Source organism: Aquabacterium sp., from assembly GCF_050725395.1.
GTDB lineage: Bacteria > Pseudomonadota > Gammaproteobacteria > Burkholderiales > Burkholderiaceae_C > Aquabacterium.
Genome location: NZ_JBOHHL010000005.1, coordinates 59,734 through 73,073 on the forward strand (window position 1 = coordinate 59,734; position 13,340 = coordinate 73,073).

At 67.6% G+C, this 13,340-nt stretch carries 11 protein-coding genes; 7 read left to right on the forward strand and 4 right to left on the reverse strand.

The window, feature by feature from the left end; translation table 11 throughout:
• The first annotated feature begins 32 nt into the window (after positions 1-32).
• Positions 33-1,091 carry an HD domain-containing phosphohydrolase gene (locus ACREB4_RS05005; protein ID WP_431587097.1) on the forward strand — a complete coding sequence of 353 codons (1,059 nt, stop codon included), beginning with the start codon at positions 33-35 and terminating at the stop codon, positions 1,089-1,091.
• A 22-nt stretch (positions 1,092-1,113) separates the two neighbouring features.
• On the opposite strand, the gene ACREB4_RS05010 is transcribed toward ACREB4_RS05005, so the two are convergent.
• Together ACREB4_RS05010 and ACREB4_RS05015 are read right to left on the reverse strand one after the other, a co-directional pair.
• Complete coding sequence (locus tag ACREB4_RS05010) at positions 1,114-5,154, reverse strand: response regulator (RefSeq protein WP_431587098.1); 4,041 nt, start codon at positions 5,152-5,154, stop codon at positions 1,114-1,116.
• Positions 5,155-5,272: 118 nt separating this feature from the next.
• Entirely contained in the window at positions 5,273-7,291 is a 2,019-nt protein-coding gene (locus ACREB4_RS05015) for a cation:proton antiporter (RefSeq protein ID WP_431587099.1), read from the reverse strand.
• A 38-nt stretch (positions 7,292-7,329) separates the two neighbouring features.
• Here ACREB4_RS05015 and ACREB4_RS05020 point away from each other — a divergent pair, with 38 nt between their 5' ends.
• Genes ACREB4_RS05020 through ACREB4_RS05035 form a run of 4 tightly spaced genes read left to right on the forward strand, consistent with a single transcriptional unit; the run spans position 7,330 to position 10,320 of the window.
• Positions 7,330-8,322 (forward strand): KpsF/GutQ family sugar-phosphate isomerase, encoded by a 993-nt coding sequence (locus tag ACREB4_RS05020; RefSeq protein WP_431587100.1) that lies wholly within the window; start codon positions 7,330-7,332, stop codon positions 8,320-8,322.
• Positions 8,323-8,324: 2 nt separating this feature from the next.
• Positions 8,325-8,912 (forward strand): KdsC family phosphatase, encoded by a 588-nt coding sequence (locus ACREB4_RS05025; RefSeq protein WP_431587101.1) that lies wholly within the window; start codon positions 8,325-8,327, stop codon positions 8,910-8,912.
• A complete protein-coding gene (gene lptC, locus ACREB4_RS05030) occupies positions 8,909-9,544 on the forward strand; it encodes an LPS export ABC transporter periplasmic protein LptC (protein ID WP_431587102.1) in 636 nt (211 codons plus the stop codon). Before ACREB4_RS05025 ends, lptC begins: the two co-directional genes overlap by 4 nt.
• Positions 9,541-10,320, forward strand: a complete 780-nt coding sequence (locus tag ACREB4_RS05035; RefSeq protein WP_431587103.1) for an SDR family oxidoreductase — start codon at positions 9,541-9,543, stop codon at positions 10,318-10,320. The genes lptC and ACREB4_RS05035 overlap by 4 nt, the downstream gene beginning before the upstream one ends.
• Before the next feature lie 107 nt (positions 10,321-10,427).
• Here the strand turns inward: ACREB4_RS05035 and ACREB4_RS05040 are convergent, their stop codons facing one another.
• Positions 10,428-10,898, reverse strand: coding sequence for an RNA recognition motif domain-containing protein (locus ACREB4_RS05040; RefSeq protein ID WP_431587104.1), 471 nt, complete (start codon positions 10,896-10,898; stop codon positions 10,428-10,430).
• A 230-nt stretch (positions 10,899-11,128) separates the two neighbouring features.
• Between ACREB4_RS05040 and ACREB4_RS05045 the strand changes: the two genes are divergently transcribed.
• Positions 11,129-12,166 carry a hypothetical protein gene (locus tag ACREB4_RS05045; protein ID WP_431587105.1) on the forward strand — a complete coding sequence of 346 codons (1,038 nt, stop codon included), beginning with the start codon at positions 11,129-11,131 and terminating at the stop codon, positions 12,164-12,166.
• Here the strand turns inward: ACREB4_RS05045 and ACREB4_RS05050 are convergent.
• On the reverse strand, positions 12,098-12,895 hold the full coding sequence (locus ACREB4_RS05050) for an SDR family oxidoreductase (protein WP_431587106.1): 798 nt from the start codon (positions 12,893-12,895) through the stop codon (positions 12,098-12,100). The two genes, ACREB4_RS05045 and ACREB4_RS05050, sit on opposite strands and share 69 nt — an antisense overlap.
• Before the next feature lie 29 nt (positions 12,896-12,924).
• Between ACREB4_RS05050 and ACREB4_RS05055 the strand changes: the two genes are divergently transcribed.
• Positions 12,925-13,329 (forward strand): YchJ family protein, encoded by a 405-nt coding sequence (locus ACREB4_RS05055; protein WP_431587107.1) that lies wholly within the window; start codon positions 12,925-12,927, stop codon positions 13,327-13,329.
• Positions 13,330-13,340: the final 11 nt, after the last annotated feature.

Genomic DNA, 13,340 nt, shown 5'->3' on the forward strand with positions numbered 1-13,340 from the left:
AGCGCTCCAAAAAATGAGGGAGTTGGGTCAGGATGTTGATCAGCCAAGAGTTGCGCCGCCCGACGATTCTGGTGGCTGACGATTCACCCCAGAACATCGAGTTGCTGTCGAGGGTGCTGGGACAAGAGTATCGAATCAAGGTCGCGACCTCGGGCGAAAAGGCCCTGAAGATCGCGTACTCCGACGAGCCGCCGGATTTGATTCTGCTCGACATCATGATGCCCGACCTGAGCGGTTTGCAGGTGTGCCAGCGCATCAAGGCCAACCCGGACCGGCGCCGCATCCCCATCATCTTCGTGACCGCCATGACCACGGTCGAGGACGAGAGCCTGGGCCTGGCCATGGGCGCGGTCGACTACATCTCCAAGCCCATCAGCCCGCCCCTGGTGCAGGCGCGCGTGCGCACGCACCTGGCATTGCACGACCAGGCCCGAGAGCTGGAGCGCATGGTGGCGCAGCGCACCGCCGAGCTGGTGGCCACGCGCCAGCAGATCATCCGCCGCCTGGGCCGCGCCGCCGAGTTCAAGGACAACGAGACGGGCAACCACGTGGTCCGCATGAGCCACATCGCGCGCCTGGTGGCGCAGCAGGCGGGCCTGGGGCCCGAGGCCGTGCAACTGGTGTTCCAGACCGCGGCCATGCACGACCTGGGCAAGATCGGCGTGCCCGACCGCATCCTGCTCAAGCCCGGCCCACTGACCGAGGACGAGTGGGTGATCATGCGCCAGCACGCGCAGATCGGCGCCGACATCATCGGCCGGCACGACAACGAGTTGCTGGCCACGGCCCGCGCCATCGCGCTCACGCACCACGAGAAGTGGGACGGCACCGGCTACCCGCAGGGCCTGAAGGGCGAGCAGATCCCGCTGTACGGGCGCATCGTGGCCATCGCCGATGTGTTCGACGCCTTGATGACGCGGCGGCCCTACAAGGGGCCGCTGCCCGCCGCCGAGTCGCTGGCCATCATGGCTGAGCAAAAGGGCAAGCACTTCGACCCGATGCTGCTGGACTGCTTCTTCCAGCAGCAGTTCGAGATCCTCAGGGTCATGGAGCTGTACTCGGATGACCGGGGCGCGATGACCGACCAGTGAGGCCGCGCCAAGCCGCGCGCCATCAGGCTTCTTGCCGGATCCCCTTGAGCACCGAGCCGGCGGCGTCGAAGTCGTAGCGGCTGAGGGCGTCGCTCAGGTCGCGGACGCTGGACAGTTGCGACAAGCCCGGCCAACCCTCCACCAGGTCCTGGATCAGGTCTTGGGCCTGTGCGTCGTTGTCGTCGATCAACTGGGCCAGCTTGAGCCATTGGCCCTGGATGACGGGGTCGCGCAGCAGGGGGGTGGCGTCGGCCGCCTCGGTCTGGGCGGGTTGCACCAGGGCGCGGATGTCGCTGCGCACGGCGTTCAGGGCCGACAAGGTTTGGGCCAGGGCCGTTTCGAGGCTGGCGTCGGTGCCGGCCTGGCAGGCGGTTTCCAGCTCGGCGGACGCGTGCTGCAAAGCCATGGCCCCGATGTTGCCGGCCAGGCCCTTGAGGGTGTGCGCCAGGCGCAAGGCGGCCTCCGGGTCCTGGTCGCGCAGCGCGTGTGAAAACTGCGTGCCGAAGTCCTGCTGGGTCTTGTCGAAGCCTTTGAGCAATCGCCGGTACAGGTCGAGGTTGCCCAAGCAGCGGGCGATGCCGTCGGTGGTGTCCAGCGTGGTGAGGGCGGCCTCGGGGTTCAGGCCGTGGGCCTTTTCAAGGTGCAGCTGGTGGCTGGCCTTGGGGTTGGACGCGGGGTGCGCCGGCACGATCCAGCGGGCCATGATGTTGAACATCTGGGTCAAGTCGAGCGGCTTGGTGATGTGGTCGTTCATGCCGCTTTGCAGCACGCGGTCGCGGTCCGAGGCCATGGCGCTGGCGGTCATGGCGATGATGGGCAGGTTCTGCCATTCGGGCCGGGCGCGGATGCGTTCGGTGGCGGTGTAGCCGTCCATCACGGGCATCTGGCAGTCCATCAGGATGCCGTCGAACTGGGCGCCGGCTTCCAGCTTGTCGAGCGCCTCGCGGCCATTGACGGCGGTGACGACCTGGATGCCAGCACGTTCCAGCAGGTCGCAAGCCAGCTCCTGGTTCAGGGGCTGGTCTTCCACCAGCAGCAGGCGGGCGCCAGCCAGTTGGCGCTGGGCCACTTCCAAAATCTTGCTGGTGTGGTGGGCGGTGGTGGGCACTTCGGTGCTCTGGCCCAAGGCGCGCGAGATGCCGTCGTGCAGGGTCGAGGGGGTGACGGGCTTGTTGAGCACGCCGGCCAGGCCCACGCCCTGTGAAGCGCGCAGGGCTTCATCGCGCGCGAAGGCGGTCACCAGCAGCACGCAGGGCCGGTGCTCGGGGGGCATGCTCAGGGCCTCGCGGGCAAAGGTGATGCCGTCCATGCCGGGCATCTTCCAGTCGGTCAGCAGCAGGTGGTGGGCCTGGCCAGCCTGCTGGGCCTCGCGCATGCTTTGCAGGGCCTGCTCGCCACCGGTGGCGACTTCGACGTTCAGGCCCAGGCGGCGCATCATGTCGCCCAGCACTTCGCGCGCGGTGGGGTTGTCGTCGACCAGCAGCACGCGGCGGCCTTGCAGCTCGCTGGCCAGCAGGGCGCGCCGTGGCAGGGCTTGCGATTGCAGGCCGAAGCGCGCGGTGAAGTGGAAGGTGGAGCCCTTGCCCACCTGGCTGTCGACCCAGATCTTGCCGCCCATCATCTCAACCAGCTGGCGCGAGATGGTCAGGCCCAGGCCGGTGCCGCCGTATTGGCGTGTGGTCGAGCTGTCGCCTTGGGTGAAGGGCTGGAACAGGCGCTCGAGCAACTCGGGCGACATGCCGATGCCGGAGTCGCGCACCCAGAAGTGCAGCTCGACCCGGTCGGCCTCGAGGCGGCGCACTTCGACGCCGATGAGCACGTCGCCGCCATGCGTGAACTTGATGGCGTTGGTGCCCAGGTTGATGAGCACCTGGCCCAGGCGCATCGGGTCGCCGACCAGGGCGGTGGGGATGTCGGGGTCGGCGGTGAAGAGCAGCTCCAGGCCTTTCTCTTCGGCCTTCACGCCCAGCACATCGGACATGTTGTTGACGACCTGCTCCAGCTGGAAATCGGCCGACTCCAGTTCGAGCTTGCCCGATTCGATCTTGGACACGTCGAGGATGTCGTTGATGACCTGCAGCAGGTTGCCGGCCGCGCGGTGCGCCTTCTCGACGTAGTTGCGCGCGCGGCCGGACAGGTCTTCCATCAAGGCCAGGTGGGTCATGCCCATCACGGCGTTCATGGGGGTGCGGATCTCGTGCGACATGTTGGCCAGGAAGCGCGACTTGGCGTGCATGGCGGCTTCGGCGGCCTGCTTGGCTTCGCGCATGGCGGCCTCGGCCTGCTTGCGTGGGGTGATGTCCTGCATGATGGTGCAGAGCTGGCGCTGGCCCCGGTCTTCGAAAGGGATGACGACCATCTCGGCGTCGAAGAGTTCACCGTCCAGGCGCGTGTGCTTCCATTCGAAGCGGAAGATCTCGCGCTGCGCGATCTTGCTCAGGATCTCGGCGCTGCTTTGCCGCAAGGCCAGGTCGTCCTTGGGGATGGCTTGGCTCAGGGGTGGGTCGGTGGGTTTGAGGCCCAGCAAGGCCTGCTCGGTGCTGGCGCCGAACATGGCCACCGCCGCGGCGTTGGCGCGGGTGATGTGGTTCTGGTCGTCGAAGAACAGGAAGCCCAGCGGGGCATGGTTGAACACCGCCTCCGAGCGGGCCTGGGCCTGTCGCTGGTCGGTCGCATCCTGCCAGTAGCCGTTGTAGGTGATGTCGCCGTTCTCGTGGTGAGTGGGCGTGCCTTCGCAGCGCACCCAGCGGTTCTTGCCACCGATGGTGATGGCGAACTCGATGCAATCGTTGGGCGGCAGCAGGGGCGACAGGCCGGCCAGGCGCCAGGGCAGCTCGGGGTCTTCTTTCAGGGCCACGGCATCGACGCCGAGCACGGCCTTCAAGCCTTGTCCGATGAAGGTGAAATGGCCGGCGCCCAGGGCGGGTTGTTCGTAGCGGAACACGACCAGGGGCAAGGCGTGCGCCATGTTGCTGAGGTCGGTCTGGGCCTGGGTCAGTTCGCGCAGGCGGTGCGAGCGCTGGCGCAGGTAGGCCATGGCCCAGTAGCCCGAGACCAGCACCAGCGCGGCCCCGATGGCCCAGCTCAGCACGGTGGTGTTCTCGTTGCCCAGGGGGGTCAGTGTCCAGGCGGTCAGGCCGCCATAGCTCAGGGCTTTCTGCTGAGCCAGGTAGCGCTGGCCCTGGATGGTGATCTGCGAGACGCTCTGGCCGCGCACCCGCAGGGGCGTCACCGTCCAGGGCAGGTCCTCCAGCTTGCGCATGTACAGGCGCTCGGCTTGCATGGCATCCATGGACATGGGGCCGTGCAATGGCGCGCGCTTGAGCGTTTCGATGCCCGCCCCGCCGACCAGCACCACGCCTTGCGCATCGGTCAGGAAGAGCAGGCGGTGCGGGTCGTCGAACAGGCGTTTCAGGGCATCGGTGTTCTGCTTGACCACGATGACGCCGGTGGTGTCTGCGCTTTGCGCCACCGCGCTGGCGAAGTAAAAGCCCGGGATGCGGGTGATGCGGCCCACCGCGAACTGCGTGCCGCTGCCGCTCTCGATCGCGTCGTTGAAATAGCGGCGGGTTCTGAAGTTGGCGCCGAGCACGTTCAGGGCTTCGTTGAGGCGGGCATTGGCCACCACGGTGCCGAACCGGTCGATCAGGTAGATGTCGTGGATGTTGAAGTCGTCGGCGGTCTGGCGCAGCAGCAGGGACAGGTCGCGCACGTCGGCGCGCTTGGACAATTCGGCTTGCAGGGGGCGGCGGTCGGCTTCTGTCAGGGTGGCGGAATTGGCCACCACCGAGTACTGCAGGAACTGGTGGACGGCGACCTGCCGGCCCAGGGCGCGGGGCAGGGCTTGCAGTTGCTGGAAGGTGAAGGCCAGGGAGTCGCTCAGGCTGTCGAGCCGGTGTTGCGAGCTCTGCAATTGCTCGGTGCGGTGGTCGTCGATGTCCTGCTGGGTCAGCCAGATCGCCCCGCCGGCCACCACGGCCGTCCAGACCATCGCCAGCCAGAGCCAACGCTTGCCTGCGACGGTGGGTCGCCCCTGCTGCGGGGATGTTGCCGAAGCCTCCATGGCCATGCTCTCCGGGTTTGGGTCGGTCCCAGGCCTCGCCGGAGCGTTGCCGGCTTGTCCTCAGCGGGCCAGTGTGCCCGGTCTTGATGCGGACAAGGTAGGGAATTGGCCCGGTCTTTCAGCCTTTGAGCAACACACTTTCGGCGCGGGCCAGGTTTTGCGGCCGGCCGGACAACACCAAGGTGTCGCCCGCCTCCAAAACCAGGGCGTGGTCGGGCTGGACCACGGCGCCATGCGCGCGCCGCACCGAGACCACGGCCACCTTCATTTCCTGCGCGGCCAGGGACTGGGCCAGGGTGTGCCCCACGCAGGCCGCGTTGGCGCCCAGGGTGACCGACTGCAGGCGCTGCAGTTCCATCTCGTCGACGGTGTCGTCGTCGCCGCCGTGGAAGTAGTCGCGCATGAGGCCGTAGCGGGCTTGCCGTTGCGTCTGCACCAGGCGGATCACGCGGCGCATGGGCACGCCCACCAGGGCCAGCGCTTGCGATGCCAGCATCAGTGACCCTTCGATGGCCTCGGGCACCACCACCGTGGCACCGGCGGCCTGCAGCTCGTCCAGGGCACTGTCGTCGATGGTGCGGACCAACACGGGGACTTCGGGCGCGTGCTCGTTGACCAGGTGCAGGATCTTCTTGGCCGAAGGGGTGTTGGGGTAGGTGATGACCACGGCGCTGGCCCGCGCCAGGCCCGCGGCCATCATGCTTTGCGGGCGGGTGGCATCGCCGAAGACCACGCTTTGGCCCGCCGCGGCGGCCTGCTGCACGCGGTCGGGGTCCAGGTCCAGCGCCATGTAGGGGATCTTTTCCAGGTCGAGCAGGCGCGCCAGGTTCTGGCCACTGCGCCCGTAGCCGCAAATGACGACGTGTTTCTCCGTGTTGATGGCCTTGGACGCGATCTTGGTCATGGCCAGCGATTGCATCAGCCAGTCGCTGGACGACAGCTTCATCACCACGCGGTTGCTGCCCAGGATGATGAAGGGCGTGGCGAGCATGGACAACACCATCGAGGCCAGCACGGGGCTCTGCGCGCGTTCGGGCAACAGGTGGTTGTCGGTGGCCAGTGACAGCAGCACGAAGCCGAACTCGCCGGCCTGCGCCAGGTAGAGGCCCGTGCGCAAGGCCACACCCGTGTCGGCCCCGAACACCTGGCGTGCCAGCGCGGCGATCAGGCCGAACTTGAACAGCACGGGCAAGGTGGTCAGCACGATGACCAGGCCCCAGCTGTCGACCACGCTGTGCCAGTCGAGCTTCATGCCGATGGTGATGAAGAACAAGCCCAGCAGCACGTCGTGGAAGGGACGGATGTCGGTTTCCACCTGGTGCTTGAATTCGGTCTCGGCGATCAGCATGCCGGCCAGGAAGGCGCCCAGCGCCATCGACAGACCGGCGTGCTCCGTCAACCACGACAGGCCCAGCGTGACCAGCAACAGGTTGAGCATGAACAGCTCTTCGCTCTTGCGGCGCGCCACCAAGGTCAGCCACCAGTGCATCACCTTCTGGCCGCCCACCAGCAGCAGGGTCAGCACCACGGCGGCCTTGGCGCCAGCGATGGCCAGGGTCTTGAGCAGGTCGCCACCGCTGTCGCCCAGGGCGGGGATCAGCACCAGCAGCGGCACCACGGCCAGATCCTGAAACAGCAGGATGCCCATGACGCGGCGGCCATGCTGGCTGTCGAGCTCCAGCCGCTCGGCCATCAGCTTGACGACGATGGCCGTGCTGCTCATGGCCAGCGCGCCACCCAGCGCCACCGCGCTTTGCCAGTTCACCGACCAACCCAGCAGGCCATGTTCGATGTTGAAATAAGGCAGCACGGCGTTGACCGCGAAGTAGCCTGCCAAGGTGGCCAGCATGGTGAAGCCCACCTGGCTGAAGCCCAGGCCGAACACCAGCGAGCGCATGCTCTTGAGCTTGGGCAGGTTGAACTCCAGCCCGATCACGAACATGAGGAAGACCACGCCGAACTCGGCCAGGTTGCGCACGCCAGCCGAGTCCTTGGCCAGGGCCAGTGCATTCGGCCCGATCACCACGCCCACGGCCAGGTAACCCAGCATCGGCGGCAACTTCAACAGGCGGAACAAGACCACGCCGACCACGGCGGCAAACAAGTACAAAAGCGCGAGGTCGAGCGTGCTGGCCATCTTGTCCCTAGAATCCTCTGATCCTAACCGGTGCGTTCATGACCCAATTGTCCCCATCTTCCTTCGTCGCCATGGCCCGCCAGGCGCTCGACATCGAGTCGCAGGCCTTGCAGGGCCTGCGTGACCGCCTGAATGGCGAGTCGGGCGAAGCCTTCGCGCGCGCCGTGCAGGCCGTCCTCGATTGCCAGGGCCGCGTGGTCGTCATGGGCATGGGCAAGAGCGGCCACGTGGGCCGCAAGATCGTGGCCACCCTGGCCTCCACCGGCACACCGGCCATGTTCGTGCACCCGGCCGAGGCCCACCACGGCGACCTGGGCATGGTCACGCCCGGTGATGTGGTGCTGGCCATTTCCAACTCCGGCGAAAGCGAGGAACTGACCGCGCTGCTGCCCTTGTTGAAACGCCAGGGCGTGCGCCTGCTGGCCATGACCGGCCGGCCGCAATCGTCTTTGGCCCGCCATGCCGACATCGTGCTGGACTGCGCCGTGGCCGTCGAGGCCTGCCCGCTGAACCTGGCGCCCACCGCCAGCACCACCGCGCAAATGGCCCTGGGCGATGCCCTGGCCGTGACCCTGCTCGAAGCCCGTGGCTTCAAGGCCGAAGACTTCGCCCGTTCGCACCCCGGCGGCGCACTGGGCCGCAAGCTGCTGACGCACTTGCGCGATGTCATGCGTTCGGGCGATGCCTTGCCGCGCGTTTCGCCGCAAGCACCCTTTGGCGACCTCATGCGCGAGATGAGCGCCAAGGGCCTGGGCGCCGCCATCGTCGTCGATGCTGCTGGCCGGCTGCTGGGCGTCTTCACCGATGGCGACCTGCGCCGCAAGATCGAAGCGGGGGTGGAATTGCGCAGCGCCACCGCCGAGCAACTCATGACCCCGGGCCCGCGCACCATCCGCGATGACGTGCTGGCCGCCGAGGCCGTGGCCCTGATGGAAACCCACCGCATCAACACCTTGCTGGTGGTCGATGCGCAGGGCGTGCTGACCGGGGCGGTCACCACCAACGACCTGATGCGCGCGAAGGTGATCTGACGATGCGAGCGCTTCAAGCCACCCTGTCGTTCTCGGCCGAGCTGAGGCCCACCGCGCGGGGCATCCGCGCCGCCATCTTCGACGTCGATGGCGTGCTGACCGATGGCGGCCTGTTCATCAGCGAAGCTGGTGAAACGCTCAAGGCCTTCAACGCGCTCGATGGCCATGGCCTCAAGCTCCTGGCCAAAGGCGGGATCACGCCCATCGTCATCACCGGCCGCGATTCGCCCGCGGTGCGCCGCCGCCTGAAAGACCTGGGCCTGGTCCACGCCGTCTTTGGGGCCCACGACAAGCTGGCCGCGGCCGAGCCCTTGCTGGCCTCGTTGGGCTTGGACTGGCCCGAGCTGGCCGTGATGGGCGACGACTGGCCCGACCTGCCCCTGATGCTGCGCGCGGGCTTCGCTTGCGCCCCGCCCAATGCCCACGCCGAAGTGCGCGCCATCGCCCACCACGTCACCGCTTTGCATGGCGGCCACGGCGCCGCGCGCGAGTGCTGCGACCTGCTGTTGTGGGCCACCGGCCGCTACGAAGCCTTGTTGCGCGGCCACCTCGAAACCCTGGACACCACGTCCAGCGGCGCCACGTCATGAACAAGCACGAGCGCTGGTTGACGCTGCTCGACCATGCCCGGTCCGCGGTGCCCGTGCTGATGCTGTCCGGCCTGGCCGGCTTCACCTGGTGGCTGGTGCAATCGGCACCCTCGCTGGATGGCGCGCGGCCCGCGGCCAAGGCCTCGTCCAGCCCCGACTACGAACTGCGCAAAGCCCGCATCGAGCGCTACAACCCCGAAGGCCGCCTGATCGCCATCCTGGACGGCGAAACCATGCGCCACTACGCCGACGGTGACCGCATCGAGGTCGATGCCGTGCAGTTGTCGGCCCGCGACCCCAAGGGGCAACTCGTCCAAGGCGTGGCCCGGCTGGGTGAAGCCAACGGCACGCAAGAGACGGTGGTGCTGCGCGGCGGCGCCCGCGTGGTGGCCACGCCGGCCTCGGGCGCGGTCGTCAACGGCTCGCGCGTGGACCAGTCGCCGGTGGTGTTCGAAGGCGAGGTGCTGCGCTTTGACACCCGAGGCCGTGTGGTGAGTTCAGAGCTGCCGGTCAAGATCACCCATGCCCAGGCGCAGGTGCAAGGTGGCAACCTGCGCTACGACGACAACACGCGGACGGTGCAGTTGGGCCAGCGCGTTCACGGGCGGTACGAAGCGCCTGCGCGGCGGTGAACGCGGCCCCGCTGGCTTACATCACCGGGGCCTCCAGTGGCCTGGGCCAGGCTTTGGCGGCCCGCTACCTGCGGGCCGGTTGGCGCGTGGCGCTGGTGGCCCGGCGCACCGACCAGATGACCGCCTGGGCCACCCGGCAAGGTTGGCCGCAAGATCGGTGGGCCGTCTACGGCGCCGATGTGCGCAACGATGCCCAGATGCTCTCCGCCGCCAGCGCATGCCTGGCCCGGCAGGGCCTCCCCGAGGTGGTCATTGCCAACGCCGGCATCAGCGTGGGCGTGGACCTGTCGCTGGCCGAAGACCTGCCCGTGTTGCGCGACCTGTTCGAGACCAATGTGATGGGCGTGGCGTCGACGTTCCAGCCTTTCATCGCGCCCATGCGCGAACGTGGCTCGGGCACCCTGGTGGGGGTCGCCAGCGTGGCGGCCATGCGGGGTTTGCCAGGCCATGCCGGTTATTGCGGCGCCAAGGCCGCCGTGGTGCAGTTGTGTGAAACCCTGCGTGGCGAACTCCGGCCTTTCGGCGTCAAGGTGGTCACCCTCACGCCGGGCTACATCGACACGCCCCTGACCCAGGGCAATGACTACCCCATGCCCTTTCTGATGGCGCCCGAGGCTTTCGCCGATCGGGCTTTCGAGGCGATTGGCGCAGGGGTCCGCTTCCGCGTCATCCCCTGGCCCATGGGCATCGTGGCCACCGTGTTGCGCTTCATGCCGCGCGGGCTGTTCGACGCCGTGGTGGGCGCCCAAAAGCACCGCAAGAAACGCCGCCGCTGAATTTTGAGCGGACATGAAAAAAGGCGACGCCGTGAGGCACCGCCTTTTTGCTGTGGTGTCCGACTCCGTGAGCTGATGGTGTCACGGGAAGGACTCAGCAGGGGGTTTTAGTAACCGCCGCCGCCGTAGCCGCCGCCACCACTGCGGCCACCGCCGCCGTAGCCGCCGCCACCGCCTTCACGACGGCCACCGCCGCCGCCGCCACCACCGTAGCCGCCACCACCACCGCCGCCGCCTTCGCGACGACCGCCGCCGAAGCCGCCGCCACCACCGGCGCCGCCGCCGTTACCGCCACCACCGTAGGGGCTGCGGAAACCGGAGGGACGCTCTTCACGAGGACGGGCCTCGTTCACGACGATGGCGCGACCCGACAGGGACTGGCCATTCATGCCGTTGATGGCTGCTTGGGCTTCCGGATCGGAACCCATTTCAACGAAACCGAAGCCCTTGGAGCGACCGGTGTCGCGGTCCATCATGACCTTGGCGGAGCTGACTGCTCCAAATTGCGAGAAAGCATCTTGCAGATCCTGATCGCGCACGCTGTAGGCGAGATTGCCCACGTAAAGTTTGTTGCCCACGAGAGAGCTCCTTTCAAAGTAACCATGTGGAGCTTCAACCCATCAGGACCCATTCCATCGAAGGTGCCGCTTCCAGACACAGACTCGTACATTATGGGTGAGAGTTTCCGGTCTGACCAACACTTTCAAGTCATTTCAACCCTTATTTGTGCGCATATGTCAACCCACTGACCCGGCTGTTGCGCCTCCCCCTCAAGTTCGGCTAAGGGCTTGCCCCTATGATTCTGCCCATGTCGATGTCCCCTTTTCCCCATCCACAAGGTTCCTCCTTTGCCCAACGTTTTGACTGGTGGCGCGCCTTGGTGCGGGTGCTGGCCAGCGTGGAGGCCATCCGCGACGGCCGTGCCATGTACGTGCTGCTGTCCAGCTTCGCGGCGGCGGGGCTGGCGGTGGCTTGCGCGCAGTCGTCGATCGCGCGCGGGCAGACGTCCTGGGCCATCGGGCAGGGTGCCGCGGCCCTGTTCATCGCCTTTTACGGCAGCAACACCGCCGGGCTGATGCTGATGGACCGCGCCATGGGCCGGCCTGGCCGCGACGTGGTGCAAGCCCTGGAAGATGCCTTGGGCATCGCCCACCGCCTGTTGGTGTCCCTGGTGGTGATCCTCCTGGCGGCGTCGGCCCTGGCCGGCGCGGTGCTGGGCCTGTTCTGGCTGTGCTCCCTGCCCAAGGTCGGGCCCTGGTTGTTCGTGGTGGTCGTGCCCTTGACGGTGGTGGTGCTGGGCCTGGCCTTGATCGCGGGGGCGGCCATCGTCGGGCCGCTGGCCGGGCCCTCGGTGTGGGCTGGGGCTTCATCGCTCGACAGTCCCCGCATCCTGTGGCGTTTGATCCGCGAGCAGTTGCTGCAGGCTGCCGTGCTGATGGCCTCTTTGAGCGTGGTCACGGCCCTGGTCGGTGCGGCGGCCAGCTTCGTGGTCATCGTCGGCGGCCGGGTCATGGCCTTGTTGTCGGTGTGGCTGCTGGACGTGGACGTGGCGCCCGAACTGTTCATGGCCGGGTTGTTCGGCCACAGCTTGCGTGGCATCCCGGTGGCCAATGTGCCGGCGGATGCCGTGCCCTACATCTCGGCCGCTTCGGTGGGCGGTGGCGTGGTGTTCGCGCTGGGCTTGCTGTTGCCCACCCTGGTCTACCTGCGCGGTGTCTGCGAGATCTACGTGACTTTGCGCGAGCGCATGGCCGAGACCGATGCGCAGCGCGCGCATCTAGAAATGGGCCAGGTAGCCGCCATCGACCGCCAGGGTCTGGCCGGTGATGTAGCTGGCGGCCGCTGAGGCCAGGAACACCACGGCGCCGGCGATTTCGTCCGGACGCCCCCAGCGGCCCAAAGAAGTGCGCTTGCCCAACCACTCGGCCACCGACGTGTCGGCCACCATCTCGTGGTTGGCTTCGGTGGCGAAATAACCCGGTGCCACGGCGTTGACGGTGATGCCCCGGGGCCCCAGCTCGGCGGCCAAGGCACGGGTCAGCGCGTCCAGCCCGCCTTTGGCCGTGGTGTAGGCCACGTCGCCCGCGCGCGAAATCGGCCCGGCGATCGAGGTGATGTTGATGATCCGGCCGCCCAGGCCGCCTGGCTCGCTGGGCGGCATGAGGCGCGCGGCCTGCCGGGCCAATTCCAGCGGCGCCACCAGGTTCACGTCCAGCAGGCGGCGGATGTCGTCGAGTTCGAAGTCGTCCAGGGGGCGTCGGTCGCGCTGGCCCACGTTGTTCACCAGGATGTGCAAAGGGCCATGGCCTTGGTGCAGCGCCTTCAGAGCGGTCCCCGCCTCGTCGGCGTGCGCGATGTCGAAGACGGCTGGGTGGGCCTGGCCGCCCAGCGCGCGGATGTGCGCGACGGCGCCGTGCACGGCTTCGGCCTGGCGCCCGTTCACCAGGACCTGGGCGCCGGCCTGGGCCAGGGCGCAGGCCATGTTCAACCCCAGGCCTCGGGCCGAGCCGGTGACCAGGGCCAGGCGGCCATCGAGTCGAAAGGGGTGGGGCGGGCAGGCGTGAGCGGGGTTCATGGCCGATACGATAGGGCTTTTTCACCATCATGACGCCCGAACCCTGCCCATGCGGATGGCCCGCCGCCTACCTGTCGTGCTGCGGCCGGTACCACCTTGGCGCCCTGGCTGGCCAGGCCCCGACACCCGAGGCCTTGATGCGTTCCCGGTACAGCGCTTTCGTCAAGGACTTGCGCGAGTACCTGCTGGACACCTGGCATCCCTCGACGCGCCCGCCCTTCATCGAGGCGCCTGAACCGGGCCTGAAATGGCTGGGTCTTTCGGTGCGGCGGGCCGAGATGACGGGTGCCGATGAAGGCACGGTGGAATTCGTGGCGCGCAGCAAATGGGGTGGCCGCGCGCACCGTTTGCACGAAATCAGCGCTTTTGTCCGAGAAGGCGGGCGCTGGTATTACGTGGATGCCCCCCAAACGAGGGGGGATGTGCCAAGCTGAAAGGGCTTCCC

Excerpts from the sequence above, each read along its gene's own strand:
- ACREB4_RS05005 (WP_431587097.1), top strand. The coding sequence starts at position 33 with ATGTTGATCAGCCAAGAGTTGCGCCGCCCGACGATTCTGGTGGCTGAC.
- ACREB4_RS05010 (WP_431587098.1), bottom strand. The coding sequence starts at position 5,154 with ATGGAGGCTTCGGCAACATCCCCGCAGCAGGGGCGACCCACCGTCGCA.
- ACREB4_RS05015 (WP_431587099.1), bottom strand. The coding sequence starts at position 7,291 with ATGGCCAGCACGCTCGACCTCGCGCTTTTGTACTTGTTTGCCGCCGTG.
- ACREB4_RS05020 (WP_431587100.1), top strand. The coding sequence starts at position 7,330 with ATGACCCAATTGTCCCCATCTTCCTTCGTCGCCATGGCCCGCCAGGCG.
- ACREB4_RS05025 (WP_431587101.1), top strand. The coding sequence starts at position 8,325 with ATGCGAGCGCTTCAAGCCACCCTGTCGTTCTCGGCCGAGCTGAGGCCC.
- lptC (WP_431587102.1), top strand. The coding sequence starts at position 8,909 with ATGAACAAGCACGAGCGCTGGTTGACGCTGCTCGACCATGCCCGGTCC.
- ACREB4_RS05045 (WP_431587105.1), top strand. The coding sequence starts at position 11,129 with ATGTCGATGTCCCCTTTTCCCCATCCACAAGGTTCCTCCTTTGCCCAA.
- ACREB4_RS05050 (WP_431587106.1), bottom strand. The coding sequence starts at position 12,895 with ATGAACCCCGCTCACGCCTGCCCGCCCCACCCCTTTCGACTCGATGGC.
- ACREB4_RS05055 (WP_431587107.1), top strand. The coding sequence starts at position 12,925 with ATGACGCCCGAACCCTGCCCATGCGGATGGCCCGCCGCCTACCTGTCG.